Genomic DNA, 25901 nt, shown 5'->3' with positions numbered 1-25901 from the left:
TGCTAACAAAATTAATCTGGCATAAATCACAGAAACTTTCTAATATTAAATGCAGTTCATATTATATAAAAAGATATACCAATTCATGATTTGCTTATTCATATAAAAGATAAAGGCAAAAAAAAGCCCCTGCAAAGCAGAGGCTGATTTCAAATGAGATGTTAAATGCTTAATCCAAACTATCCGCAGGAATACGCACCCAACCTTCCATTAAGACACGCGCACTTCGGCTCATTACGGCTTTTTTAACGACCCACTGACCATTTTCATAAATCGCTTGCGCACCTACACGTAACGTCCCAGATGGATGTCCGAAACGCACGGCTTCTCGCTCCCCACCACCCGCGGCTAAGTTCACAAGTGTCCCCGGTATCGCAGCTGCTGTACCAATGGCAACTGCCGCTGTGCCCATCATGGCATGATGCAGTTTCCCCATCGACAAGGCACGAACCAATAAGTCCGTATCTTGTTCTGAAATTTGTTTAGAACTCGAAGATGTATAAGCTTTCGGTTTTGAAACAAATGCAATCTTTGGTGTATGTTGACGTTGCTCTGCTTCAGCAATATCTGAAATCAAACCCATTTGCTGCGCACCATAAGCACGGATTTTTTCAAAACGGGCCAATGCCTTAGCATCACCGTTGATCGCATCTTGCAGTTCAGTGCCGACATAACCAATATCTTCTGCATTTAAGAAAATCGTTGGAATACCTGCATTAATGAATGTTGCAGGGAAACTGCCTTCATCGGGTACGGTTAAGGTATCGACCAAATTCCCTGTAGGGAACATAGCGCCGCCATCTTCACCATCATCTGCGGGGTCTAAAAATTCAATTTGAACTTCGGCTGCTGGGAAGGTTACACCATCTAGTTCAAAATCACCGGTTTCTTGTACTGCACCATCAGTAATAGGTATATGGGCAATAATGGTTTTTTGAATATTGGCTTGCCAAATACGAACCGTACATAAACCATTTTCAGGAATACGTGATGCCTCAACCAAACCATTTGAAATGGCAAATGCACCAACCGCTGCTGTTAGGTTTCCGCAGTTACCACTCCAGTCGACAAATGCTTTATCAATCGACACTTGTCCAAATAGATAGTCTACATCATGCTCAGGCTGTGAACTTTTTGCCAAAATCACGGTTTTACTGGTACTTGATGTCGCTCCACCCATCCCATCAATTTGTTTGCCATAAGGATCTGGACTGCCAATCACACGTAATAAAAGTTGGTCGCGAACTTTTCCAGCTTGTTGTGCTGCAAGGGGCAAATCATCTAGCTTGAAAAATACACCTTTACTTGTACCACCACGCATATAAGTCGCTGCAATTTTAATTTGGGGAGCAAAACTCATTTTTATTGAATCCTTAATCTTTATCATTGTGTTTTGGCAGAGCGTTCTTTTCTGCGCTTTTGCATCATACAATGTTTAATTGAAGTTTTAACAATCACATGACTTAAGTATAAAAAAACAACATTCGATACCTTTTCCATATAAAGCCAAGCATCAGAATTTCAATTAAAATAAAATTAATCTATTGATTCATAAATTTTTAATTCAGCATTTAAAACGAAAAATAGGTTATTAAACCTATAAATATTTTTCATAAATTTTGAGCTACTAGGCTATTCATTCTCTATACATTACAATTACCAAAATTAAACCATTCTCGGGAAGAGTAACTTGACTACCAATTCCTCCGAACTCAAGCGTGGCTTAAAGAATCGTCATATTCAATTGATTGCCATGGGTGGTGCAATTGGTACAGGCTTATTCTTGGGCTCAGCGCATGTGATTCAATCTGCTGGACCATCCATTATTCTTGGCTACGCCATTGGCGGTTTGATCGCCTTTCTAATTATGCGTCAGTTGGGTGAAATGATCGTCCATGAACCTGTAGCGGGTTCATTTAGCCATTTTGCATATAAATATTGGGGGAAATTTCCAGGTTTCTTAACAGGTTGGAACTACTGGATTCTCTATATTTTAGTGGCAATGACAGAACTCACCGCTGTTGCGAAATACATCAATTACTGGTGGCCTCATATTCCAGCGTGGGCATCTGTACTATTCTTCTTCGTGATCATTACTTTAGTAAACTTAGGTAATGTGAAGTTTTATGGTGAATCAGAGTTTTGGCTGTCGATTATTAAAGTCACTGCGGTTATTTCGATGATCGTATTTGGTTTGTATTTGCTACTGACTGCAGATGCCAACTCAACAGCATCATTTACCAACTTATGGAGTCAGGGCGGCTTCTTCCCAAATGGTTTTGAAGGCTTATTCTTCATGCTAGCTTTCTTGATGTTCGCCTTCGGTGGTATTGAACTGATTGGTATGGCGGCAGCGGAAGCTGAAAATCCAAAAGAAACTATTCCAAAAGCGATTAACCAAGTTGTATTTCGTATTTTGATTTTCTACGTGGGTTCTTTGACTATTCTATTGTCACTTGTGCCATGGAATCAGCTTGAACTAGGTGGTCTAGACAAAAGTCCATTTGTGATGATCTTTAGCCAACTGGGTATTGATTGGGCTGCACATTTACTGAACTTCATTATCCTAACTGCAGCACTGTCTGTTTATAACAGCGGTATGTATGCCAATAGCCGTATGCTTTACAGCTTGGCGAAGCAAGGTAATGCTCCAAAAGTTTTCGCTAAAACCAACAAAAGTGGCGTGCCAATTCCAGCAGTATTACTTTCTGCAGTCCTGATTTTCGGTTGCGTACTCTTAAACTACTTCGTACCTGAAGATGCGCTTGGTCACTTAATGTATGTGGTGGTTGGTGCACTTGTCCTTAACTGGGCGATGATTACCATGACTCACTTACAGTTCCGTCGTGCAAAACGTATTTTGAATTTTACAACGTCTTATCCTGCACTTTGGGCACCAGTCAGCAACTACATCGTTCTGATCTTTATTGCTTTAGTTCTCTTTATTATGTGGACTCAGGGCTTTATGGAATCTGTTCTGATGATCCCTGTTTGGATTACAGTCATGTTATTAATGTTTAACTATCTTAATCCAAAAGATTTGAGCGACATTGACCCCAATGAAGTTCATAAAGACTAAGTAATTTAAAAAGTTATTGTTTCGGCAATAACTTTTTTTTTAGCTAAAATAGGAGTACATTAGCCTCCGTCTTGCGCTCTTAGCTTAACTGGATAGAGCAGTTGCCTCCTAAGCGACCGACGTGGGTTCGAGTCCCGCAGAGCGCACAATTTCTGAGATATCCCTCCTCCCTGTATTTGTAATCCCCCATATACCAATAAATATAAAGAAAGAACCTTTCACACTAAAAACCCATCAATTACAGTTTTTAACTTAGTTATTGTTTTTACAAAGATTACTGTTCAAAGACTATTTTTAAGAACAGTTAAATAGCGCTTTAAAATGTGCTAACCACCTACCTCTCAATGCAAAAACGACACATAGTATGGTCCATAAGGCCAAAAAATCAATTTATGACTGCTCATATCAAAATTTTTTCAATTTTTTTCTAGGTTTAGAAAATAATGCGCTAAATGAAAATATTAAATAATAATCAAAATGTTATATATACTAATTAGTACTTTTACTCTAAAAATAGCAACTTTTAGCCATATTTTTCAATCTAGAGCATTTACTCTTATTTTAATTGTGCTATTTTTGTCACATGGAGTAACAATTAAGCCTAAGAGTATTAAGAAGTTTTCCATAACGAATATATGCAGTAACCATAAAAATCAAATTCGTATCTCAAGGAATGACGAAGAATGAAATTAAAAACTTTAGCTACAGCCATGATTCTTGCTTCAGTTCCAATGACAGGTGCTTTTGCAGCAGCACTAGATCGTTCAGGACAATCTATTTCTGCATTTTTACAACCAGGGAACTATTTTGAAGCAGGTATTTCGGTTTTAGATCCGAATGTTTCAGGGAAGATGAACAGCACTGCACCTGCTAGCAACCCAACATTAGGAGCTCTTGCTAATACATCACTAGATGACATGGCGGGTGATTACTATTTTCCACACGCAGCATTAAAATTACAGCTAACTGATAATTTTTCTTTTGGTTTACTATATGATCAACCTTTTGGTGCAGAAGCTAAATATAGTGCAACAGATCAAACACTACCAGTTGCAGGTAACCCTGGCGCATTCCAATTAATGGGCGAAACAACGGAAGTCGAAGTTAACACTCAAAATATCTCGATGATATTAGGTTTTCAACCAATTGAAAATTTTAACATATACGGCGGTGGTGTTTATCAAACAGTAAAAGGTGATGTTCAACTACGCGGTATTGCATATGGAGCAAACCAAGCTCTCGGTTTATATAATGCAAATATGAAAGAAGATAGTGCCGTTGGTTGGTTAGCAGGAGTAGCGTACCAAATCCCAGAAATTGCTTTAAAAGCATCTATTACTTACCGTTCTGAGATTGATCACGAAGCTGCAACCACTGAAACTGGAAGCAGTGCTCTACTAGGCGGTGCTTTTTCAACGCGTGCTGACACTAAGATCACCACACCGCAGTCTGTTAACCTTGATTTTCAAACTGGTATCATGGCCGACACTGTCGCATTTGCAAATGTACGTTGGGTAGATTGGTCAAATTTTGCAATTCGCCCAACCGCTTTTGGTAAAGCATCTGAAACATTAGGTGCCCTTGGTCGTGGTCCTGTTGGTGGATTTGACCTTGTTGCTTATTCTGACGATCAAATCAATGCTACAGTTGGTATAGGTCGTAAATTGAGTGAACAATGGGCTGGTAACGTTTCTGTAGGTTGGGATTCTGGTGCAGGCAACCCTGTATCAACACTTGGTCCTACTGAAGGCTACTGGAACGTTGGCTTAGGTTTACAATTCAGCCCAGCGCCTAACTACTTTATCGCAGGTGGTGTTAAATACTTCATGTTAGGTGATGCTGAAGCACAACCTGCATCAATGTTTGGTACAAATGAATCAGTAGCATCATTTGAAGATAACGATGCTTGGGCATACGGTTTAAAAATCGGTTACCGCTTCTAATTTAAATATGATTCGGGCCATAGTTCGCTATGGCCCTAACTTTTTATTCTTTCCCTATCTTGTTTGATCAAACAATAAACATTTAAATTTACTAAAACATTTATCAAAAACTAAGCTTTTTACTCTAATTTTTCATTTAAAAATCATAAAGATAATTATCAATCACTAGAATAAATACTCTAGTCATGCTCATTTTTTAACTTCCCTAGTTCAATTTTAGAGTAGCAACTCTTATTTACTGTTTTTCTATTTATGTTACTTTCCACACATTGAAATAACATCAAAAGTTACAAACAGGGAAAAGTATGCGCTTAAATCACCTTAGCTACGCAATTTTACTTACCGCTTTACCAACAGCATCATTATTTGCAGCGGGTCTAGATCGTTCAGGTCAGTCTATTTCAGCATTCTTACAACCTGGTAACTACGCAGAAGCAGGTATTTCTGTTTTAGATCCAACAGTTGAAGGTAAAGCCACACATTCTCTTGGTGGTGAAGATCTTTCAGATATGGGTGATGACTACTACTTCCCATCTGCCGCAATCAAAGTACAAGCATCTGATAAAATTTCTTTAGGCCTTTTATATGATCAACCTTTTGGTGCTGATGCCACTTATGGTATTGATTCCGGCGTTTTCAACCAAGGCTCTGAAAGCACTAATGTTAAAGTTCGAACTAATAATCTAACAGCACTGATAGGTTACCAACCAACAGAGAACTGGAACTTCTATGCAGGTCCAGTATGGCAAACTGTTGAAGCAGATATCAAACTCCGTGGTTTAGCTTACCAAGGCCTTTCTGGTTATAACATCAAGATTGCTGAAGAAGAAGCATATGGTTGGTTAGCAGGTTTCGCCTACTCTATTCCAAAAATTGCTTTAAAAGCTTCTGTAACGTATCGTTCAGAAATTAAGCACAAAGCAACTGGTGAAGAAACTTATACGCTTTCATCTCCTATGACTGTTGCTCCTGGTGTTACTCTACCTACAGGTACTACGATCGGTTTAGCTGACGCTCGTGTTGATGCAATTACACCGCAATCTGTAAACGTAGATTTACAAACTGGTATTGCTGCAAACACTTTAGCTTTTGCTAACCTTCGCTGGGTTCATTGGGATCAATTTGCAGTAACACCGCAAGCATTATTCCAACGTTCAGGCGGCAACAATTTAATTGATTATTCTGACGATCAGTACTCAATCACTACAGGTATTTCTCGTAAGTTCAATGATAAATGGGCGGGTACTGCAGCTGTGGGTTATGACTCTGGTGCTGGCAACCCTATTACGACTTTAGGCCCTGTTGAAGGGAATTGGAATGTTGGTCTAGGTGGTCAATATAGTCCTGCTGAAAACTATTTCATCCAAGCAGGTGTTAAATACTTCTGGTTAGGTGATGCTACTGCTCAAACTGGTGGTAATCCAGTAGGTGAATTTGAAGATAACCATGCGCTTGGCTATGGTTTGAAAATAGGCTATCGCTTCTAAGTTGTTAGAACAGCTTTGCATTAAACAAGAAAGGGCGCATAAGCGCCCTTTTCTATAACCAGCTATACAGAATTAAGCTGGAATATCACGAACTGAAGCATTACGAATCGCTTCTTTTAATGCAGCATAGCCATGAATTGGTGGGAATTGTGGAAATTCTGCAATCACATTGTCAGGCGCATCAAATAAGAAACCCGCATCTGCTTCACCAAGCATCGTCGTATCGTTATAAGAATCACCTGCTGCAATCACCCGGAAGTTTAACCCATGCAATGCTTGAACGGCTTTACGCTTTTGATCAGGTTGACGAAGCTTATAAGCTGAGATCATACCATTTTCATCAGTTTCTAATTTGTGGCAGAAAATCGTTGGCCAACCAAGTTGCTGCATTAATGGATGTGCAAACTCATAGAAAGTATCTGAAAGAATAATCAATTGAAAATGAGTACGCACCCACTCTACAAACTCTTTTGCACCTTCAAATGGCCCCATATCTGCGATTACGTCTTGAATATCGTTTAAACCCAAACCGTGTTGTTTTAGGATATTTAAACGCTGAGTCATCAACACATCGTAATCTGGAATGTCACGAGTCGTTGCTTCAAGTTCTTTAATGCCTGTTTTTTTCGCAAAATTAATCCAAATTTCAGGTACTAAAACCCCTTCTAGATCTAAACAAACGACTTCCATGCACTCTACCCTCTGTTATGTGAAAAAAATTTTTTCAATATCATAGCGGAAGAATAAAAAAATGCATTGTTCTTTTTTAAATCTATTTTTTTCATAAGTATCTATTTTTTAGTGATAAGTGTGTTTTAGCATTTCCATTAAAATAGTTCTGAAATAAATTAATATAGGTTTTAACGTTCCAAGCCTATAGCCAGGACATTCATGACTACCATCCCTACTATTGACCTTGTCGATGCACTTGCATCTGAATATGCAGATAAATCACCTTCTGAGATTATGAAACTTGCGCTTAGCCAGCAAGGTGAAGTTGCGATTTCCTTTTCTGGTGCAGAAGATGTTGTACTGATTGATCTTGCATCAAACTTAGGGATTCCTTTTCGTGTATTTAGTTTAGATACCGGTCGCTTACACCCTGAAACTTACCAATTTTTAGATACTGTCCGTAAACATTATAAAATTGATATTGAAATCTGTTTCCCAGAAAGTGATGCCGTACAAAAACTGGTAACAGAAAAGGGCTTTTTTAGCTTCTATCAAGATGAACATAAAGAATGCTGTGGTATCCGTAAAGTACAACCTTTGCGTAAAAAACTAGCCACTTTAGATGGCTGGATCACTGGTCAACGTAAAGACCAAAGCCCAGGCACACGTAATGAAATTTCTGTGGTACAAGCAGACCCCGGTTTTTCAGGTCCGGGCAAGCAATTGATTAAATATAATCCTTTGGCAAACTGGTCTAGCGCTGATGTCTGGAACTATATCCGTCTAATGGAAATTCCATATAATCCACTACACGAACGTGGCTTTATCTCGATTGGCTGTGAACCATGTACTCGACCTGTTTTACCGAATCAACACGAACGAGAAGGTCGCTGGTGGTGGGAAGATGCAACCCATAAAGAATGCGGCTTACACGCAGGCAACATGAAAAAATAAAGATCACAAAACCACTGCATAGCAGTGGTTTTTTTCAACGCATCGATACACATAATTCCGTATCATTTCAACGTAAAAACGCTATACTGCAAAAGACAATTTAATAATTCTAACAATGCTACTCATACATGAGCAGCTGTAGAAATTGCAGTGAGGCAATCAACGCTATGCGTCCATTACATCCTATTGATTTCATATTCTTAAATTTAGAGAAACGGCAACAACCGATGCACGTAGGTGGTCTATTTTTATTTCAGATCCCTGACAATGCACCAGATACTTTTATTCAAGATTTAGTCGCAGATATTCGTAATTCAAAATCCATTCCTATTCCTCCTTTTAACAATAAACTCAACGGCTTCTTTTGGGATGAAGACGAAGAGTTTGATTTAGATCATCACTTCCGCCATATCGCACTGCCGCATCCCGGTCGTATTCGTGAACTTTTGACTTATATTTCTCAAGAACACAGTGCGCTGATTGACCGTGCGAAACCGCTTTGGACTTGCCATATTATTGAAGGCATTGAAAGCAATCGTTTTGCTATGTACTTCAAAATCCACCACGCGATGGTCGATGGCATTGCAGGTATGCGTTTAGTTGAAAAATCACTTTCGCATGACCCAGATGCTAAAAGAATTGTGCCACCATGGTGTGTAGAAGGCCCTCGTGCAAAACGCCTGAAACAGCCTAAATCCAGTCGTATGAAAGGTCTGTTATCGACCATTAAGGGACAACTTGACTCAACTCCACGAGTTTTGTACGAACTGTCACAAACAGTAATGAAAGATATGGGGCGTAACCCAGATTATGTGTCTAGTTTCCAAGCGCCGAGTTCAATATTAAACCAACGGGTTAGTTCTTCTCGTCGTTTCGCTGCTCAGTCTTTTGAATTTTCACGTTTGTCACATATTGCCAAGTCACTCGGCGTAACAATTAACGATATTGTGCTTGCAATTTGTTCAGGCGCATTACGTGAATATTTAATTACACAAAATGCTTTACCTAAAAAGCCATTGATTGCCATGGTGCCTGCATCAGTTCGTACCGATGATTCAGATATGTCAAACCGTATTACCATGATTTTGGCCAATCTTGGAACCCATAAAGAAGATCCGCTAGAACGGTTGAAGATTGTGCGTCGTAGTGTGCTCAATGCCAAAGAGCGCTTTAAGCGGATGAACTCGAATCAAATTTTAAACTACAGTGCTTTTGTCTACAGTGCAGCAGGTTTAAATATTGCATCAGGCTTCATGCCAAAACGTCAGGCCTTTAACTTGGTCATTTCGAATGTTCCCGGTCCACAAGAGCCGTTATATTGGAATGGTGCACGTTTAGAAGCGCTCTACCCAGCGTCTATTGTTTTGGATGGTCAAGCGCTTAATATCACCATGACCAGCTATTTAGATAAGCTTGAAGTGGGTTTAACCGCATGTCGTAATGCGCTGCCAAAAATGCAAAATTTACTGACGCATTTGGAAGAAGAAATTCAACGATTTGAAACTATTGTGAACCAAGATTCCCCCAAAGTTACAGGCGGTTAGCTAACCGCCTGCTTCAAGATTTGGTATCAGTTCTGCATCAGATTGAACCATTCAAAAAGATAAAAACCCGTCTACATTGCAAAATCTAGACGGGTTTTTAGTATTTGAACTTTGATTGATTTTTTGGAGCAATTTATGTGTATAAGCTAAAATTTAGGTGAACAAATCCGTTGCTATTGTTTAATTATGACTTGTAGATACGAACTGATAATTAAGTTTATTTTCCATTATTTATAAAATTTTAGCGCATTAAATATTTTAGAATTGCGCGTTAGCACTTTAACCCTCTGGATTACATTATTTATATTTCAATATTTAAGCTTTAATTGCTCGGCACTGTTTAAGTAACTGATGACAAGCAGAACGAATCATAGACGCTGTAATTTGAACCTCATTACCACGCTCATCCACGATATAACCTGAATGGATCGCTTTTGCTTCAACAACAGTTTTAAGACCACTTTTCATTACTGTTTTACTAACACCCATAGTACACCTCTTTTTGCTAAGCCATTTTCAAGTCCAATGCAGGAAAATGGCTTTGGCTATTTGATGTGTCTAGTATTCAAAATAACAGTTCAAAAGTAAAATCTCAGTTGTAACAAGTGTTTAACGATATTCTGTTACAATTTCAGCTCAGAATGATATCGTATTGCTCTTGCGTATATAAATTTTCCACTTGGAACTTGATCACACGGCTAATAAAGTGCTCTAAATCAGCTACCGCAGGTGCTTCAGCAGTTAACAATCGGTCAATCACCGACGGATGTGCCACCACGGTAAAACCACTTTGTGACTCATAAGCACGTGCATATCTCAAGATTTCACGGAAAATTTCATAGCAAACTGTTTCAGCCGTTTTCACATAACCACGCCCCTGACAGGTCGGGCAAGAATCACAAAGTAGATGCTCTAAAGATTCACGGGTGCGTTTCCGAGTCATTTCCACCAAACCCAGCTCAGAAACTTGAGTGATCTTGGTTTTTGCATGATCGCGCTCGAGCATTTTCTCAAACTGGCTCATCACTTCTTCTCGATGATGTGCTTCTTGCATATCAATGAAGTCAATAATGATAATCCCGCCCAAGTTACGTAGTCGAAGCTGACGTGCAATGACCTGTGTGGCTTCCATATTGGTTTTAAACACAGTGTCTTCAAGCGAACGACCACCGACATAGGAGCCAGTATTGACATCAATCGTGGTCATCGCTTCAGTTTGATCGATCATCAGGTAGCCGCCAGACTTAAGTGCTACACGTGTCTGTAAGGCTTTCTGAATATCCTCTTCGACATTGTACAAGTCAAAAATTGGACGCTCACCTGGATAATGCAGTAAGCGATTTTGCATACTCGGTACAAATTCTTGGACAAACTCTTGCAATTTGCCATGTACTTCGCGTGAGTCGACCTGAATTTTAGACGTTTCTTCGTTGGCTAAATCACGGATGACGCGTTGCGGTAAAGGTAGCTCTTCAAAAATCAAAGATGGTACGACAATACTGCGTTGTTTACGTTGTATGTATTCCCACAGTTTTGCTAAATAGGCCATGTCCTGCGCAATTTCACATTCAGGAATACCTTCGGCAGCAGTACGAACGATGACTGAACCCGGTAAGTTGTGTTCCTTTTGAATGCGTTCAATCATGCTACGCAAGCGATCTCGTTCTTCTTCAGACTCAATGCGCTGAGAAACACCGGTATGACTGCCATATGGCATTAAAACAAGGTAACGAGAAGGAATAGAAAGATCAGTTGATAGTCGTGCACCTTTGGTACCCAACATATCTTTCATGACTTGTACGGTGAGTACTTGCCCTGGTTGTAACAGCTCAAAAACATTCGGGGTTGGTTGATTGCGCTGCCAGACCATATCATTGATATGTAAAAAAGCCGTTCTCGACAATCCAATATCAATAAAAGCAGCCTGCATACCCGGAAGCACGCGAACAACTTTCCCTTTATAAATATTGCCCACTAACCCACGCTTCACGGTGCGCTCAACAAATAATTCATTGACCGTACCGTTTTGAATCAACGCCACCCGACATTCCATCGGTGTGACGTTAATCAACAACTCGTCAGACATATCAAAACTCAAAACATTATAAAAATTCTTGTGTTGCAGCAGTTAATTTAATGCCTTAACTATCTGTAATAACTGTACGGTTTCATGCAAAGGCAGCCCAACAACATTGCTGTAGCTCCCTTCAATACAAGGAATATAGCGCGCAGCAATTCCTTGAATAGCATAGGCTCCCGCCTTGCCGATTGGTTCACCTGTTGCCCAATAGCTTTCCATGTCAGCTAGACTCAGCGTTTGAAATTCAACCTGTGTACGCACTACTATACTGTATATTTGATCTTTTGTACTGACACAAACACCTGAAAACACATCATGTTTTCGTCCAGAGATCATTTCCCACATAGAAAAAGCATGTGCTTTCGACGCTGGTTTTCCTAAAATGTGCTCATCTACGCCTAAACTAGTATCCGCGGCAATAACGATAGCATCAGGGAATTGTTGTTGTACTGCGCAAGCTTTGGCACGTGCTAAACGCTCTACATAATCCGCTATAGGTTCTCCTTCCAACACGGACTCATCAATATCTGGACTGAAAATTTCAAATTCCAGACCTAATTGTTGCATTAGTTCGCGTCGTCGAGGAGAACTCGAAGCTAAAATTATATGCGCCATTTTCTCAAGAAGTAATACATGATTGGCCAAATGATTAAGCTAGTAACAATTGGCTGCCAATGGCGGGCAAATGAAAACTGTGCTCCACCCATCACTTGAACAATCCACACAAACAGTAAATGCGCAAAAATTGCCATTGCAGCAATAATCCATAAATTACCAAATGTGAGAATACGACGTTCACGGGTCAAAAAGCGTGTCACAAATGCAATGACCACAAAACTCAGTGCGTTCATGCCAAATGGCGCATCAGTCAATAAGTCGGTAAATAGACCTGTGGCAAATGCAAACCAAACACCGCACCATGTCGGCTGACAGAGTACCCAAAATAGCATGATCATCATCATGAATAATGGGCGCCAACCCGATAGGTCATAAGAAAGCGGATACACCATCAGCACGGATGCCAAAATGATGGAAAAGATAATCGGAAATAATGGGTCGCGCTCTGTATGACGACTAAGCTTAGCGAGTGACATGCGGTTGCTCCATCGCTAATGAATCGGAAAATAGCACAACCACATGATGACCACCTGCCAATTGGGCAGCAGGATTGATATCAATTTGGGCAAATTCACCGCTATTGTGACGACTGACTTTCGACACTGTACCCACCAAATAACCCGCTGGGAAATGTGCCCCTAGACCTGAGCTATAGACTTTTTCACCGACTTTGATATTCGCACTGGTTGGCACGTATTCCATCTTAAGTCGACCTAAGTCACCTGTACCCGTAACGATTGCGCGCATACCGGTATGCTCCATACGCACGGATAAAGAGTGCTCTTTGTCTGAGAGCAACATGACACGGCTACTATGCGGGTAAACATTGATAATTTGCCCCATAATGCCCTTGTCATCGAGTACAGTTTGTCCCACTTTAAGCTGACTGCTGGCTCCACGGTTAATCACAATAATATGACGTAAGGGATCAGCATCGGTACCAATGACTTCGGCAATCTCCATACGACCATCAATAATGAGTGGTGTATCGAGTAGTCCACGCAGTCGAGTATTTTCAGCAGAAAGTTCAGAAAGTTTCTGTAAACGGACTTGAGCCTGAATTAACTCTGCTTGCATCGCGGTATTTTCACGACGTAATTGAGCTTCAGACTTGGTTTGTTGATTCAGCCATTCTCGCGATAACACTGGATAGCTTGCAAGTGCATAAATTGGATTATATGCCGCATACAAGACGTCTCTGGCCGGTTGAATTACATGCGGCATGCGCCAATCAAAGAAAAGCACCACCAAGCATGTAATCACCGCAATGATAAATGAGCGAAAAGATGGCGGTTGTCTTGAAAACAGTTGCGTTTGCACCCGCCGAGTCCTTTTCTTAGCCTACAAATAACATGTCATGATTTGGGTTATCGAAGAATTCGAGAACCTTACCACCACCACGTGTAACACATGATAGTGGATCTTCTGCAACCACGACAGGAAGACCTGTTTCTTTTGCAAGAAGCTTATCAAGATTGCGAAGTAATGCACCGCCACCAGTCAACACAATACCGCGTTCTGCGATGTCTGAAGACAACTCAGGTGGCGTTTGCTCTAGTGCAGATTTAACCGCAGCCACAATGTTTTGCAGTGGATCAGAAATCGCTTGAGTCACTTCATCAGAAGTTACGGTAATCGCACGAGGTACACCTTCAGCCAAGTTACGACCACGGACTTCGATTTCCAAAGGTTTTGCACCTTCTTCTGGAAGCGCCATACCAACTTCTTTTTTGATGTTTTCTGCAGTGGTTTCACCAATCACACAACCATGTGCTTTACGCACGTAGTTAATGATTTGTTCATCAAATACATCACCACCGATACGTAGTGAGTCTGCATAGACACAACCTTGAAGTGAAATGATCGCGATTTCAGTTGTACCACCACCAACATCGACAACCATCGAACCACAGGCTTGCTCAACAGGCATACCTGCACCAATTGCAGCAGCCATTGGCTCTTCAATTAAGCGAACTTCACGTGCACCTGCATTGTATACAGCTTCACGGATTGCACGGCGTTCCACCAACGTCGATTTACATGGCACACACACCACGACACGCGGTGCAGGTGGGAACAAACGTTTTTCGTGCACTTTGCCAATGAATTGATTCAACATCGTTTCAGTGACTTCAAAATCTGCAATCACACCATCTTTCATTGGGCGAATCGCAGAAATATTTGCAGGTGTACGACCTAGCATTTGCTTCGCGTCAAGACCTACTGCGGCAACGATTTTTTGTGAACCACTGTGGCGAATTGCCACCACCGTCGGTTCATTTAATATAATGCCTCGTCCTGGCGCATAAATAAGTGTATTTGCAGTGCCTAAATCAATGGCAAGATCCGGCGAAAACAAGCCAATTAGTCGTTTTAGAATCACGGGGACGTTCTCAGTTAAACTTTTATATGGACGCAAGGTGGCAACTTTAACTAAATGTGATGATTTGAACAAGTCAATCGCTTATTATAAGCCACGATATTTTGAATTTTTTTAATACTGATTAGGTAATGTTATGTCTACATCGGATGCACAGCATTCTGCAGATCTAAATGCACAAACAGTTTCAGCGATTGCCCATCTGGCTCGATTGTCGCTAGATGAAGCGCAATCTGCTGACTATGCTCAAAGTTTAAATAAAATTTTAGGCATGATGGAAACCCTGAAAGGCATCGATACTGACGGTGTTGAACCACTAAAAAGTCCATTCGACAATCCACAGCCCTTACGTGAAGACGTGGTATCTGAGACCAATCATCGCGAAGCATATCAAGCAGTTGCTCCTGCCGTACAGGATGGCTTGTACCTTGTTCCGCGTGTGATTGAATAATTTTTATTCAGATCAACATTTTTTCAAATTAAACGTAAAGAAATATTTCTCATGACAGATTTACATCGCTTATCAATTCGTGAATTGTCTGAAGGTTTGGCTGGCGCTAAATTTTCTTCACGCGAATTGACTGAACACTATTTAAAACGCATTGAAAAAATCGATGCTCAAGTCAAGTCATACGTGACCGTGACAGCTGAACAAGCACTTGCGCAAGCAGATGCGGCTGATGCTGCAATTAAAGCAGGCAATGCAACTGCGTTGACCGGTGTACCAATTGCGCATAAAGATATTTTCTGTACCCAAGGCATTAAAACCACTGCTGGTTCTAAAATGCTGGACAATTTTATCTCTCCTTACGACGCGACCGTTGTAGCGAAAGGTAAAGCTGCGGGCCTTGTCACTTTAGGTAAAGTGAACATGGATGAATTCGCCATGGGTTCAACAAGTGAAAACTCATTCTACGGCGCGACTGCGAACCCTTGGAACTTAAACCATGTTCCCGGTGGTTCTTCAGGCGGTTCTGCGGCTGCAGTAGCGGCTGATCTTGCGCCTTTCGCAACAGGTACAGATACAGGCGGTTCAATCCGTCAGCCTGCATCATTCTGCGGTTTGACTGGTCTTAAACCGACGTATGGTCGTGTTTCTCGTTTCGGTATGATTGCGTATGCATCATCTTTAGACCAAGGCGGCCCGATGGCACGTTCGGCTGAAGACTGTGCTTACCTCATGAACGTGATGGCAGGTCATGATGCGAAAGATTCAACTTCGGTTGAAAAAGACGTCGATAACTATGTAGCGAACCTCAACGGCACTTCTGTAAAAGGCTTACGCATTGGTATTCCTAAACAATACTTTAACGTTGCCGGCTTAGATGCTGACGTGAAAGCACGCGTTGAAGAGTCACTGAAAAAGCTTGAAGAAATGGGCGCAATCTTGGTTGAGATTGACCTAAACATGACTGAAAGCTACGTACCAACGTATTACTTGATTGCCCCTGCTGAAGCATCGTCTAACTTATCTCGTTTCGACGGCGTACGTTATGGCTACCGTGCAGAAAACCCTGTGGATTTGATGGACTTGTACAAACGTTCACGTTCTGAAGGTTTTGGTAAAGAAGTTCAGCAACGTATCCTGATTGGTACATACGCGCTGTCTGCGGGTTACTACGATGCTTATTATGTGAAAGCACAAAAAGTACGTCGTTTAATTCAACAAGACTTCTTAAAAGCATTTGAATCTGTAGACGTGATTGCTGCCCCTGCTGCACCGACAACTGCATATAAGATTGGTGCAAACCTGTCTCCTGTAGAAATGTACTTAGGTGACATCTACACCATCGCAGTGAACTTGGCAGGTCTGCCTGCGATTAACGCGCCTGTTGGTTTTGACAAAGACAACTTGCCTGTTGGCTTACAGCTGATTGGTAATTACTGGTCAGAATCTCAATTGTTGTCTGTGGTGCATCAGTACCAACAAGCAACGGATTGGCATACACAACGCGCTGCAATTGCTGAGGAGAATGCATAATGGCTAAAAACGCTGCTAAACCAAAATCTAACCTGATTGATGGTTGGGAAGTGGTGATTGGTATTGAGATTCACACTCAGCTTGCAACCAATACCAAAATTTTCTCAGGTTCATCTACCACATTTGGTCAAGACCCAAATACACAAGCGAGCCTTGTTGATTTGGCAATGCCTGGCGTATTGCCAGTACTCAACAAAGAAGTAGTTGATCTTGCGATTCGCTTTGGTTTGGGTATCGATGCTTACATCGACCAAGCTTCTGTATTTGCACGTAAAAACTATTTCTACCCTGACTCTCCTAAAGGCTATCAAATTAGCCAAATGGACAACCCGATTGTGGGCTTGGGTCATATCGACATCCAACTTGAAGATGGCACGGTTAAACGCATTGGCGTAACACGTGCGCACCTTGAGGAAGATGCTGGTAAATCGATCCATGACCAATTTGAAGGTCAATCTGGTATCGACCTCAACCGGGCAGGTACACCGTTACTTGAAATCGTCTCTGAACCTGATATGCGTTCGGTTGAAGAAGCGGTTGCTTATATTAAAGCGATTCACACCCTTGTACGTTGGTTAGGTATTTCTGACGGTAACATGGCTGAAGGTTCGTTCCGTGCGGACTGTAACGTGTCACTACGTCGTCCGGGTCAACCGTTCGGTACACGTTGTGAATTAAAAAACCTCAACTCATTCCGTTTCATTGAACAAGCGATCAATGTTGAAATTGAACGTCAAATGGAAATCCTAGAATGGGATGGCACCATTGATCAGGAAACTCGTCTGTTCGACCCTGTGAAGATGGAAACCCGTTCAATGCGCTCTAAAGAAGAAGCGAACGATTACCGCTACTTCCCAGACCCTGACTTGTTGCCTGTAGTCATTCCAGATGCGCAAATCGAAGCGATTAAAGCGCAAATGCCTGAGCTTCCTGCGGCTCGTCGTGCACGTTTCGTGACTGACTTTGGTGTGACTGAATATGACGCTCACGTACTTACATTGAGTCGTGAAATGTCAGAATTTTACGAAGAAGTTGTCGCTGCTGCTGGCGGCGCTGCTCAAGGTAAGATTGCGGCAAACTGGGTGATGGGTGAATTCTCAGGTGCTTTAAACAAAGCTGGCCTAGACCTTGTGGATTCCCCTGTATCTGCGGAAAAACTGGGTGGCATGATCGCGCGTATTGTTGATAACACCATTAGCGGTAAGATCGCGAAACAAGTGTTTGGCTTTATGTGGGAAGAAGGAAAAACTGCAGACGAAATTATTGCGGAAAAAGGCTTGAAACAGGAAACTGATACAGGCGCGATTGAAGCAATTATTAAAGAAGTACTTGCTGCCAATGAGAAGATGGTTGAAGAGTATAAATCTGGTAAAGAGAAAGCCTTTAACGGTCTAGTTGGTCAAGTGATGAAAGCATCACGTGGTAAAGCGAACCCTGCACAAGTGAATGAATTGATGAAGAAATTGATTGGTTGATTTACAACATAGTTAATTAAATCTGTGTTATAAAAACCTCGCAAATTGCGGGGTTTTTTATTACAAGTAGGCACTTATGAAATCTATTCAACAAATTGAAGTATTAAATTTATATGGTTTTCTAAATCACACGGCTTTGTTGCACAAAGATTTGAAATGCAAAGCGCACCTAATTGAGCTAAATTTAAGGCGTAACTTGGGTAAGTGGTCGACCTAATTCCGTAAATCTGTTGAGCACTGCTCCACGTGCATGGATCTCATTCACTTGGCTATCAAAACTCCTTGCACTGAGTTTATCTCCTAATAATTTGATGCAATGCATCTTAGTTTCAACCAAACTTCGCCGATGATAGCCTGACCATTTTTTCCATAGTGTCCTGCCTAAACGTTTAATTGTTCGAAGTAATTCATTTCGCTCTAGCGAGCTACTCTTTGTATCTTTCCATGGTTTCGCATTTTTTCTAGGTGGAATCACCGCATGCGCTTGCCGATCTGCAATGACCTGACGACATTGTTTGGTGTCATAAGCGCCATCGGTATAAACAGAGTCAATCTGCTCATCTTGTGGAATCTGATCGAGTAAATCACCAAGCACTTGTGAATCACTCACATTATTTGTAGTGAGTTGAATGGCGCGTATTTGAAGGGTTTCAGCATCTATACCAATATGAAGTTTACGCCATTGGCGACGATATGAAACTTCATGCCTGTAGAGTCCATGAGTAGATGCAGCCCATCGCTACTTTTTTGGTAGCTGATTACAATATCAATATGCTTTTGTCTTCTACAAAGCGTGGTGTAATCTGGAGCTATCCAATTTAATCCGCAAAGTTTAATCAGACTTTGCACAAAGCCAGTGACCATACGTAAAGATAGACGGAATAAGGATTTAATCATTAAGCAGCATTGGATAGCTGCGTCGGAGTAGGTTTGATTTCGCCCTTGTTTGCCTTTTGATGGCGCATACCATTGCGTAGCAGGATCAAACCAAAGGGCAATATTTCCGCGACTCATGAGTGCTCGGTTATATGCGGGCCAATTGGTTGTGCGGTAGATTTTGTGTGTAGGCTTCTTCATTTGAAAATTATATCGCTGAAAAAGCCTTTACAGATAGGTTTGTGCAACAAAGCCTGTCATATCTGTTTATCTACTACTTCCAATAACTTTTGGCTTAGATTTATTTAGCTTCCCAAGTAACTGGAAATAAGATCATTTAAACCGTAAAAGTCTCCCTTTAAAAAAGGGAGACTTTGCCATCTGATCAATTTAATATGCGAGGTTCCCTCCCCTGAGCAAGTTTTAAAGCATTGCTTCATAGGGGAGAAGTACCTCTAAAAACAAAGTGCAAGTGATCGTTGAAAAAGGATTATTATTTATGCTATAAAATCAAAAACATCAAAGAAAAACAAAAATGACGCCTGAACTTTTACTCTTTATCATTCAGATCGCCATTGGCATATTTGCGCTGATCATCATCATTTTGCTATTGATTCCAAAATGCCGTAAGTGGCTCTCTGAAATGCAACCAGAACCTCGCAGAAAACAGCGAGGACTAGGATTTGCTAATGGAATAGAAGTTATTTTCTATCCCATTTATTGGCTGATTAAAATCATCGCTGCCATCTTCAGATAAGCCCGACAGATACCTTATTTCCCTCTGATCGAACCCAACTTATTCCAGATATCCGGTGTCAAAAACGTGGTGATTAGCTTATTCAAATCCACATAACGCAGCACACCTTTCAGCTGATTATTCACTTCCGGATTTTTTAAAATTTCCTCACCTGTACTACGACCTAAAGCCTGAAAGCTATTACCCACCGCTTCCAAACCTTCTGCCTGAATCACTGCCTTAGTTTGTGCCGAACATTGCTCAACCAAGATGCGCTGTAATACCGATGCCAGATTCTTATCCAGACTTTCCTTCTGCTGAGCAGACACATTACTAAATGCTTTCAGGTCTGGATGTGCAGCCAAAGCCACAAAGGTCCATTGCATTACAGCAGTTTTATCGGCAATTGTGGTGGACTTCTCCAAACAGTCACTCAACTGATCGACCGTTGGTCCTGCATTTGCCATTTGCACTGTTCCCAACAAGGCAGTTACCATCAGCGTAGAACGAACAATTTTAGAAAATCTGTGGCGTACAGGGGAAACACAGCGTGACATAAGCAAACTCCATTAACAGTCTGTTCTTTGTACCACAAAGCATGACAGTTCATCTGTTATTACATTGCAAAATCAACCTGATTTTTAACCTGTTTCTTGTTGCCTGATCTTGGACCTATCTAGCTACGACTAAAGTGAACAATAAGCGTCTTAAATCCACAATCTGCCTGTGCTATGGTGAATAAAAACAAATTTCTCATATAAATCATAGAGAATTAGAGGGTAACAACATGTCTAAACAAATTCTGATGCTGGTTGGCGACTATGCCGAAGACTATGAAACCATGGTGCCATTCCAGTTTTTAACTGGTCTGGGCTATACCGTACATGCAGTCTGTCCAGACAAGAAAGCTGGTGACACAGTGGCAACTGCTATACACGACTTTGAAGGTGACCAGACCTATAGCGAAAAACGCGGCCATAACTTTGCCATTAACTATGACTTTAGTACGGTAAATACCGAAGACTATGTTGGTCTGGTGATCCCAGGTGGTCGTGCACCGGAATACCTGCGCATGAATAATCGTGTAATCGAAATCGTACGTGAATTTGACGCGGCGAAAAAACCTATTGCAGCGGTTTGTCATGGGGCGCAAATTCTAGCGGCAGCCGATGTGCTAAAAGGTCGTACCTGTTCCGCTTACCCGGCTTGTGCCGCTGAAGTCAAATTGGCAGGCGGACAGTATGCCGATATTGCAGTCACGGATGCAGTGACCGACGGTCATTTAGTTACTGCTCCTGCTTGGCCTGCTCACCCTGCGTGGATGGCGCAATTTGTTAAAGCATTAGGCGCGACGATTACCATTTAATGCTTGAGTCACGAAACTAAAACGCATTGGATCATCATCCATTTAGGGTGAATCCATAAAAAATGCTCCTTGTATAAAAGGAGCATTTTTTATTTACTCAAAATAAAATTAACGAACCACACCTAACTTATTCCAAATTTCTGGGGTTAAAAATTTAGTCACCAATTTATTCAAATCGACATAACGCAGTACGCCTTGTAATTGTTGTTTAATTTCAGGCGTCTTTAATATTTCATCCCCTGTGATACTACCAAGCTCTTGAAAACTTTCGCCTACAGCCTGTAGACCGTCGGCTTTAATTACGGCCTGCGTTTGCGTAGAACATTGCTCAACCAAGATTCGTTGCATGACCTGCGCCAAATTTTTATCGAGTTGCGTTTTTTGCGCATCACTGACATTACTGTACTGTTTTAAATCTGGATGTGCTGCCAATGCAGAAAAGGTCCATTGTAAAACCGCCTTTTTATCCGCCGCAGTAGTCGATTTCACTAAACATTGACTGAGCTGATCGACCGTCGGACTCGCCAAACTCACCTGAGTCGTTCCGAGCATCATGAGCGTCAATAAAGCCAAACCTGTTGGTCGTGAAAAACGTAGATGTAATTTTTTAGATAAACCGTAAGCCATAGACCAAACTCCCAAAAGCTTGAGTCACCTTTTTATCATGAAGTGCTGTATTTGCTGTTTGGTCTATGTAACTCAACTATTCATTTTTGCTAGTCGGTGCATAGATGAGAGGATGAATCGTTGGCCTTCTATTCCAATACCAGTAAAAATGTCCGTGGGTATCGAGCAAACTATGGGTGGTCAATGTCGATTTATTACTGTCACCTCGCCAACATGCAAGTGCTGCATTACGATTATTATGGAGGTCAATAAACTCAGGATTCGAATATTTTGGCTTCGCAGGAATGTAGAGAACATCTCCCGGATTGACCCATAAATCTGCCAAGTAAATCTTGCCTAGATTTGGAAAATAGCGTCCTACTGAGATGACCAGTGGCAATTGATCCTGATCGGTCGCGCTAAAAATATGCGGAAAGTCGTGATGTTCTAAATCAGTAGCCACAAAAGGAAATAAGGTTTTTCCACTACAGTCAGGCTTACCGCCATCTAGATAGGCAAAACAATGACCTGCCATCATGCCGTATTCATAATGAATCTCTGACAGTCGTTTTTGATTTGAATGAATCTGAATCGCTTCACCTGCCTGAACTAAGGTGATACCAAAAGCTGCCGCGGTTTCTTTGCTTGCCACCAATGGCATAAACTCGAAGTGTTGCCCTTCAAATTCAAGCTCCGTTTGCTCCCCCCAATTGGTAATTTTAGTCGAAATTTCAGAAGGAACCGCGTAGGGATTTCCCATCGTCATTTGCGCATTGGTTGGTGACTCGGTAATTAAATGAATCCCTGCCCCAAGTGATGCTAAATATGTTGGATGCCCACGATCATTCAAAAAGAAGGGTGTTTGCTCGATATTGACTGTAATTTCTGCCAATTCTCGGTCAAATAATGGTGCATTAAAATAAGTTTCATTTACTGAACTCATGGTTTTTCCTTATTATTTTGTAAAAACTTTGTCTGAGTACATGAATGGATCAGGATAAAAGCTTATTTCCCCAAATGGCTTTTATCCTGTTGAGGTTTATTTCATACGATTCAACATATTTTTTGCCCCTGCGTGGTTATAGTTGGTCGCCAAGTTTTGTAGGATGCCTTTGGCTCTTGCATTGGCGTTTGGATAACTTTTGCTATATGCAGGCACTGAGGTTAAGCATTTTGCAACGAGCATACCTGATTCAGCATAGGCTCTATTGGCATTTGCACCATTTAATTTGCCATAGCTATAAGCGCGCTGTGCATTATTACAAGCGGTGACTTGATTTTTTCCGGCATTCAGGTCACGTCGTGCATTCACATATAAGCGCATTTGTATCTGCTGCGATGTTTCTGCAACTGGTTTCGCTGTTGGTTTATTTTCAGGCTCTTTGGCTTTGGTTTCTTTTTTAGTCTCTACTTCTTTTTTTGTTTCATCTTTCGCATTGCTTTTTGTTGTCGTTGCTTTTGCTTTGCTTGATGTGGCTTTTTTAGCAACAGCTTCTTCTTGTTTATTATAATTTTTGCGACGTTCTTCGGGTCCGATGATTGCTGTATACAAACTCACTAAGCGGGTTTCAGAACGGTCATTTGATTTACGCTCTGAAACGGGTTCAATTGCAACCATCCAGCGTTGTCCATCTGCCTGACTACACTGAAATACGCCTGTGCCCTGTTTTATACTGCTATAGGTCGCTAATAATTTACGACTCCATGCATTTTTGACTTGGTTCAAATTGCTTTTATTCAGTTGAATAAATTTGCCATTTTTGGCTTGGCAGTAACTACTCATATTTTGCTTGGGTATCAGTGATTCTGCTTCAACATTTTTCTTTTGTGGTCCCCAATCATAGACGTATTCTTTCGCCTTCCCATTTGAACTATTTAGCCCTTTTTGATTGATCACATCTTGTGGTGTTGCATAATGATTAAATGAATTTGGGTTTAAACTCTGCATGGTTGTACAACCATGTAATGCAAATCCAATACTCCCCACCCATAACATTGCCTTTAAATTCACAGCAAAAATCTCAAAAATTTCACCCTTAAAAAATAGCGTAATTTAGTGCCTTTCACAATTTTATAATCTTGATTTTATTTATTATTTTTATAAATTTAATCACTAAAATCGTACACGTTTGAGATGTGTGCATATGTTGTTAATTTTAATTTGATGAATTTCACATTTTATTTAAGTGTATTTGTTTATCCTTGGTGAACGGTCATCATCGTTCCCTTTTAGGTTATTTCGCAAGCATTTATGTATCGCTATGTGCTTATCAAATCTGCCATCAGAACAAGCCTCTATTATTAATAATAATATAAAGCTGGGCCTATCCATGATTCGAGCGACAATATGGAATCGAGTAAAAAAACAGCTCATCTAAAAATATTAATCTATTGATTTTATTGAAATATATTAACTTAAAATTAAAGTCATAAAAAAACCTGCATTTTATTACAGGTTTTTTTTAAATTTATAAACTCAATTGTTAATTTTTTCTTCAAATGCTCTTAAACGCTTATAAATAGAAATCAGTTCAATAATGGTTGTCCACGAAGAAATCAGGTATTGGAAAGAATCACGTACACGCCCAAAGACATTTAAAATTTGCATTAATATACCGAGCGTGATTGTTCCCGCTGCAATACTTGGAAACAATACAAAGAACCCATAAATATTATCAAGCTGCATATACCAAATACGAACTAGGTTGAAATAAGCATAGTGAAAATACAGTCTAAAATAATTAAATCGGACTTTACCAAATAATTCTTTTAATGTGAGAGGGTCTGCTCGATCTGCATGATCTTCACCATAAACTAATTCTTTACGATATGCTGCTTCGACTTTTTGATTATTAAACTCCAAACCCGGCAGTTTATAACCCACAAGCATTAAAATAACCGTCCCTAATACTGCCCAAAGGACTGCCGCCCAAACTAATGCATAGGTGATTTCCCCCACGACAGGTAATTTCTTTACATGTGTTGATAAAGTTAACAGCACAGGTAGAAATGCAATTAAGGTCATCACCGATTCAACCAAGCTGACCCCAAGTCCCTCTGTGGTTCTCGCAAAACGCATCGTGTCTTCTTGAATACGCTGTGAGGCACCTTCGATGGTTCTCAGTTTTTTCCAATGCGCTGTATAAAAGTCATTCATTGCGGTACGCCAACGAAAAACATAATGACTGACGAAAAACAGGTTCAATACCGCCAGTGTGACATACACCATGGCCACATAGAGAAAAGTCAGCGTCTCTGAATATAGCGTCGCCACTTCGCCCCCACCACCTGAAAGCATCTTCTGGATCAGATCATAGAATGGGTTATACCAAGCATTGATCACGACATTACATTCCACACTAAACCAAACATTAAATAGGATAAATGCGGTTCCCCACACCGACCATCGCTGCCAAGGATTATCTGATTTAATCTTCCAAAAGGCTGCAAAAAGCGCCGTTGCTACAAAAAACCAAGCATAGAACCATAAAAATTGGGGGCTCCAAAATCGGCTAATACCAATAGGCAGTTCTGCTTGATGATAATTTGCAGGTAAACCGAACATCGTACCCCAACTATTGCCACCGCTATACCACAAGGCAATATTGATCACGAACCATATAAGGAATGATCCAAAAAACCATTTTGGATTTGGAAAAAAAGATTTAAACATTGGTCCTACATTTCCCTGAATCTTTGTTTTTAGTTTGAGTTGCTGATGATAAGTTTTATTTCATTAATTTTCTTGTTCAGATTGAAGATTTAACGCTGTTTAATCTGAAATTTAACAATCAAATACAAGACGACACATCATTCTGTTAGCTTAAGCATGAAAACTGAAGTTCACCTTAAATTCAATATTGATCATGCCCTTTTGATGATCTGGTCATTGTTTGTGGAACAAAAGACACATCTTAGGACATATAATTACAGTTAAAAAGTTTGTCATATTTTAAAATTATTTTTGATATCAATATATTAGATCTCTTTCATAAATCAAAAAACGATCTTCTTTTTGGTTAATATTTGCACTCCGGATTTCTTAGCATTCGTGCATAATCTGCGGATGAAATACATCGATTCAAACAAGCTTTCTGATCCTCA

The 25901-nt window shown here is 40.7% G+C and carries 23 protein-coding genes, 1 tRNA gene and 1 pseudogene; 11 read left to right on the top strand and 14 right to left on the bottom strand.

Features of this window, described 5'->3' with window-relative positions; translation table 11 throughout:
• Positions 1 to 169: 169 nt before the first annotated feature.
• Positions 170 to 1360, bottom strand: coding sequence for a 2-methylaconitate cis-trans isomerase PrpF (gene prpF / locus FTU36_RS12210; protein WP_180026495.1), 1191 nt, complete (start codon positions 1358 to 1360; stop codon positions 170 to 172).
• Between the two features lie 330 nt (positions 1361 to 1690).
• Here prpF and FTU36_RS12205 point away from each other — a divergent pair, with 330 nt between their 5' ends.
• The 4 genes from FTU36_RS12205 (at position 1691) to FTU36_RS12190 (ending at position 6509) form a co-directional block, all read left to right on the top strand.
• The gene (locus tag FTU36_RS12205; RefSeq protein WP_078189974.1) at positions 1691 to 3079 is read left to right on the top strand and encodes an amino acid permease; all 1389 of its coding nucleotides are present in this window, start codon (positions 1691 to 1693) and stop codon (positions 3077 to 3079) included.
• 73 nt (positions 3080 to 3152) lie between these two features.
• Positions 3153 to 3225: transfer RNA gene (locus FTU36_RS12200), tRNA-Arg, on the top strand.
• 537 nt (positions 3226 to 3762) lie between these two features.
• Complete coding sequence (locus tag FTU36_RS12195; protein WP_180004314.1) at positions 3763 to 5022, top strand: OmpP1/FadL family transporter; 1260 nt, start codon at positions 3763 to 3765, stop codon at positions 5020 to 5022.
• Between the two features lie 305 nt (positions 5023 to 5327).
• A complete protein-coding gene (locus tag FTU36_RS12190; protein WP_180110672.1) occupies positions 5328 to 6509 on the top strand; it encodes an OmpP1/FadL family transporter in 1182 nt (393 codons plus the stop codon).
• A gap of 72 nt (positions 6510 to 6581) precedes the next feature.
• On the opposite strand, the gene thrH is transcribed toward FTU36_RS12190, so the two are convergent.
• Positions 6582 to 7199: a bifunctional phosphoserine phosphatase/homoserine phosphotransferase ThrH gene (thrH, locus tag FTU36_RS12185; RefSeq protein ID WP_078189978.1), complete on the bottom strand. Its 618-nt coding sequence runs from the start codon at positions 7197 to 7199 to the stop codon at positions 6582 to 6584.
• Positions 7200 to 7400: 201 nt separating this feature from the next.
• Here thrH and FTU36_RS12180 point away from each other — a divergent pair, with 201 nt between their 5' ends.
• Positions 7401 to 8135, top strand: a complete 735-nt coding sequence (locus FTU36_RS12180) for a phosphoadenylyl-sulfate reductase (protein WP_180118072.1) — start codon at positions 7401 to 7403, stop codon at positions 8133 to 8135.
• Between the two features lie 167 nt (positions 8136 to 8302).
• Positions 8303 to 9679, top strand: coding sequence for a wax ester/triacylglycerol synthase family O-acyltransferase (locus tag FTU36_RS12175; RefSeq protein ID WP_180118070.1), 1377 nt, complete (start codon positions 8303 to 8305; stop codon positions 9677 to 9679).
• A gap of 315 nt (positions 9680 to 9994) precedes the next feature.
• On the opposite strand, the gene FTU36_RS12170 is transcribed toward FTU36_RS12175, so the two are convergent.
• The 6 genes from FTU36_RS12170 to FTU36_RS12145 form a co-directional block, all read right to left on the bottom strand.
• A complete protein-coding gene (locus FTU36_RS12170) occupies positions 9995 to 10168 on the bottom strand; it encodes a PA1571 family protein (protein ID WP_168379036.1) in 174 nt (57 codons plus the stop codon).
• Between the two features lie 142 nt (positions 10169 to 10310).
• Positions 10311 to 11765: a ribonuclease G gene (gene rng / locus FTU36_RS12165; protein ID WP_111885603.1), complete on the bottom strand. Its 1455-nt coding sequence runs from the start codon at positions 11763 to 11765 to the stop codon at positions 10311 to 10313.
• A 42-nt stretch (positions 11766 to 11807) separates the two neighbouring features.
• Positions 11808 to 12374 carry a Maf-like protein gene (locus tag FTU36_RS12160; RefSeq protein WP_180022310.1) on the bottom strand — a complete coding sequence of 189 codons (567 nt, stop codon included), beginning with the start codon at positions 12372 to 12374 and terminating at the stop codon, positions 11808 to 11810.
• Positions 12362 to 12853, bottom strand: coding sequence for a rod shape-determining protein MreD (gene mreD / locus FTU36_RS12155; RefSeq protein WP_180004304.1), 492 nt, complete (start codon positions 12851 to 12853; stop codon positions 12362 to 12364). The genes FTU36_RS12160 and mreD overlap by 13 nt, the downstream gene beginning before the upstream one ends.
• Positions 12840 to 13697 (bottom strand): rod shape-determining protein MreC, encoded by an 858-nt coding sequence (gene mreC / locus FTU36_RS12150; RefSeq protein WP_078189984.1) that lies wholly within the window; start codon positions 13695 to 13697, stop codon positions 12840 to 12842. Before mreC ends, mreD begins: the two co-directional genes overlap by 14 nt.
• Before the next feature lie 16 nt (positions 13698 to 13713).
• Positions 13714 to 14760, bottom strand: coding sequence for a rod shape-determining protein (locus FTU36_RS12145; RefSeq protein ID WP_086178633.1), 1047 nt, complete (start codon positions 14758 to 14760; stop codon positions 13714 to 13716).
• Positions 14761 to 14893: 133 nt separating this feature from the next.
• Here FTU36_RS12145 and gatC point away from each other — a divergent pair, with 133 nt between their 5' ends.
• The 3 genes from gatC to gatB are packed head-to-tail and all read left to right on the top strand — an operon-like array spanning position 14894 to position 18213.
• Positions 14894 to 15208, top strand: a complete 315-nt coding sequence (gene gatC / locus FTU36_RS12140) for an Asp-tRNA(Asn)/Glu-tRNA(Gln) amidotransferase subunit GatC (RefSeq protein WP_078189985.1) — start codon at positions 14894 to 14896, stop codon at positions 15206 to 15208.
• 51 nt (positions 15209 to 15259) lie between these two features.
• Positions 15260 to 16738, top strand: a complete 1479-nt coding sequence (gatA, locus tag FTU36_RS12135) for an Asp-tRNA(Asn)/Glu-tRNA(Gln) amidotransferase subunit GatA (protein ID WP_180022293.1) — start codon at positions 15260 to 15262, stop codon at positions 16736 to 16738.
• A complete protein-coding gene (gatB, locus tag FTU36_RS12130; protein ID WP_180118068.1) occupies positions 16738 to 18213 on the top strand; it encodes an Asp-tRNA(Asn)/Glu-tRNA(Gln) amidotransferase subunit GatB in 1476 nt (491 codons plus the stop codon). Before gatA ends, gatB begins: the two co-directional genes overlap by 1 nt.
• 184 nt (positions 18214 to 18397) lie before the next feature.
• Here the strand turns inward: gatB and FTU36_RS12125 are convergent.
• A pseudogene (locus FTU36_RS12125) lies at positions 18398 to 19227 on the bottom strand (IS5 family transposase).
• Positions 19228 to 19624: 397 nt separating this feature from the next.
• Here FTU36_RS12125 and FTU36_RS12120 point away from each other — a divergent pair.
• A complete protein-coding gene (locus FTU36_RS12120) occupies positions 19625 to 19846 on the top strand; it encodes a hypothetical protein (RefSeq protein WP_180010076.1) in 222 nt (73 codons plus the stop codon).
• Between the two features lie 14 nt (positions 19847 to 19860).
• Here FTU36_RS12120 and FTU36_RS12115 read toward each other — a convergent pair whose 3' ends face one another.
• Positions 19861 to 20382: a hypothetical protein gene (locus FTU36_RS12115; RefSeq protein ID WP_180010075.1), complete on the bottom strand. Its 522-nt coding sequence runs from the start codon at positions 20380 to 20382 to the stop codon at positions 19861 to 19863.
• 230 nt (positions 20383 to 20612) lie between these two features.
• Between FTU36_RS12115 and FTU36_RS12110 the strand changes: the two genes are divergently transcribed.
• Positions 20613 to 21191, top strand: coding sequence for a DJ-1/PfpI family protein (locus tag FTU36_RS12110; protein ID WP_180010074.1), 579 nt, complete (start codon positions 20613 to 20615; stop codon positions 21189 to 21191).
• 108 nt (positions 21192 to 21299) lie between these two features.
• On the opposite strand, the gene FTU36_RS12105 is transcribed toward FTU36_RS12110, so the two are convergent.
• From FTU36_RS12105 to sbmA, 4 genes are all read right to left on the bottom strand, one after another.
• Positions 21300 to 21746, bottom strand: a complete 447-nt coding sequence (locus tag FTU36_RS12105) for a hypothetical protein (RefSeq protein WP_257222277.1) — start codon at positions 21744 to 21746, stop codon at positions 21300 to 21302.
• 148 nt (positions 21747 to 21894) lie between these two features.
• Positions 21895 to 22740 (bottom strand): hypothetical protein, encoded by an 846-nt coding sequence (locus FTU36_RS12100; protein ID WP_180118066.1) that lies wholly within the window; start codon positions 22738 to 22740, stop codon positions 21895 to 21897.
• A 96-nt stretch (positions 22741 to 22836) separates the two neighbouring features.
• The gene (locus tag FTU36_RS12095) at positions 22837 to 23808 is read right to left on the bottom strand and encodes a hypothetical protein (protein ID WP_373686360.1); all 972 of its coding nucleotides are present in this window, start codon (positions 23806 to 23808) and stop codon (positions 22837 to 22839) included.
• 465 nt (positions 23809 to 24273) lie between these two features.
• Positions 24274 to 25470 (bottom strand): peptide antibiotic transporter SbmA, encoded by a 1197-nt coding sequence (gene sbmA, locus FTU36_RS12090; RefSeq protein WP_180118064.1) that lies wholly within the window; start codon positions 25468 to 25470, stop codon positions 24274 to 24276.
• Between the last annotated feature and the right edge of the window lie 431 nt (positions 25471 to 25901).

Source organism: Acinetobacter sp. YH12096 (assembly GCF_013419215.1).
GTDB classification, from domain to species: Bacteria; Pseudomonadota; Gammaproteobacteria; order Pseudomonadales; family Moraxellaceae; genus Acinetobacter; species Acinetobacter amyesii.
Note: the sequence above shows the minus strand (reverse complement) of the source record. Positions and strands in the feature narration are given on the sequence as shown.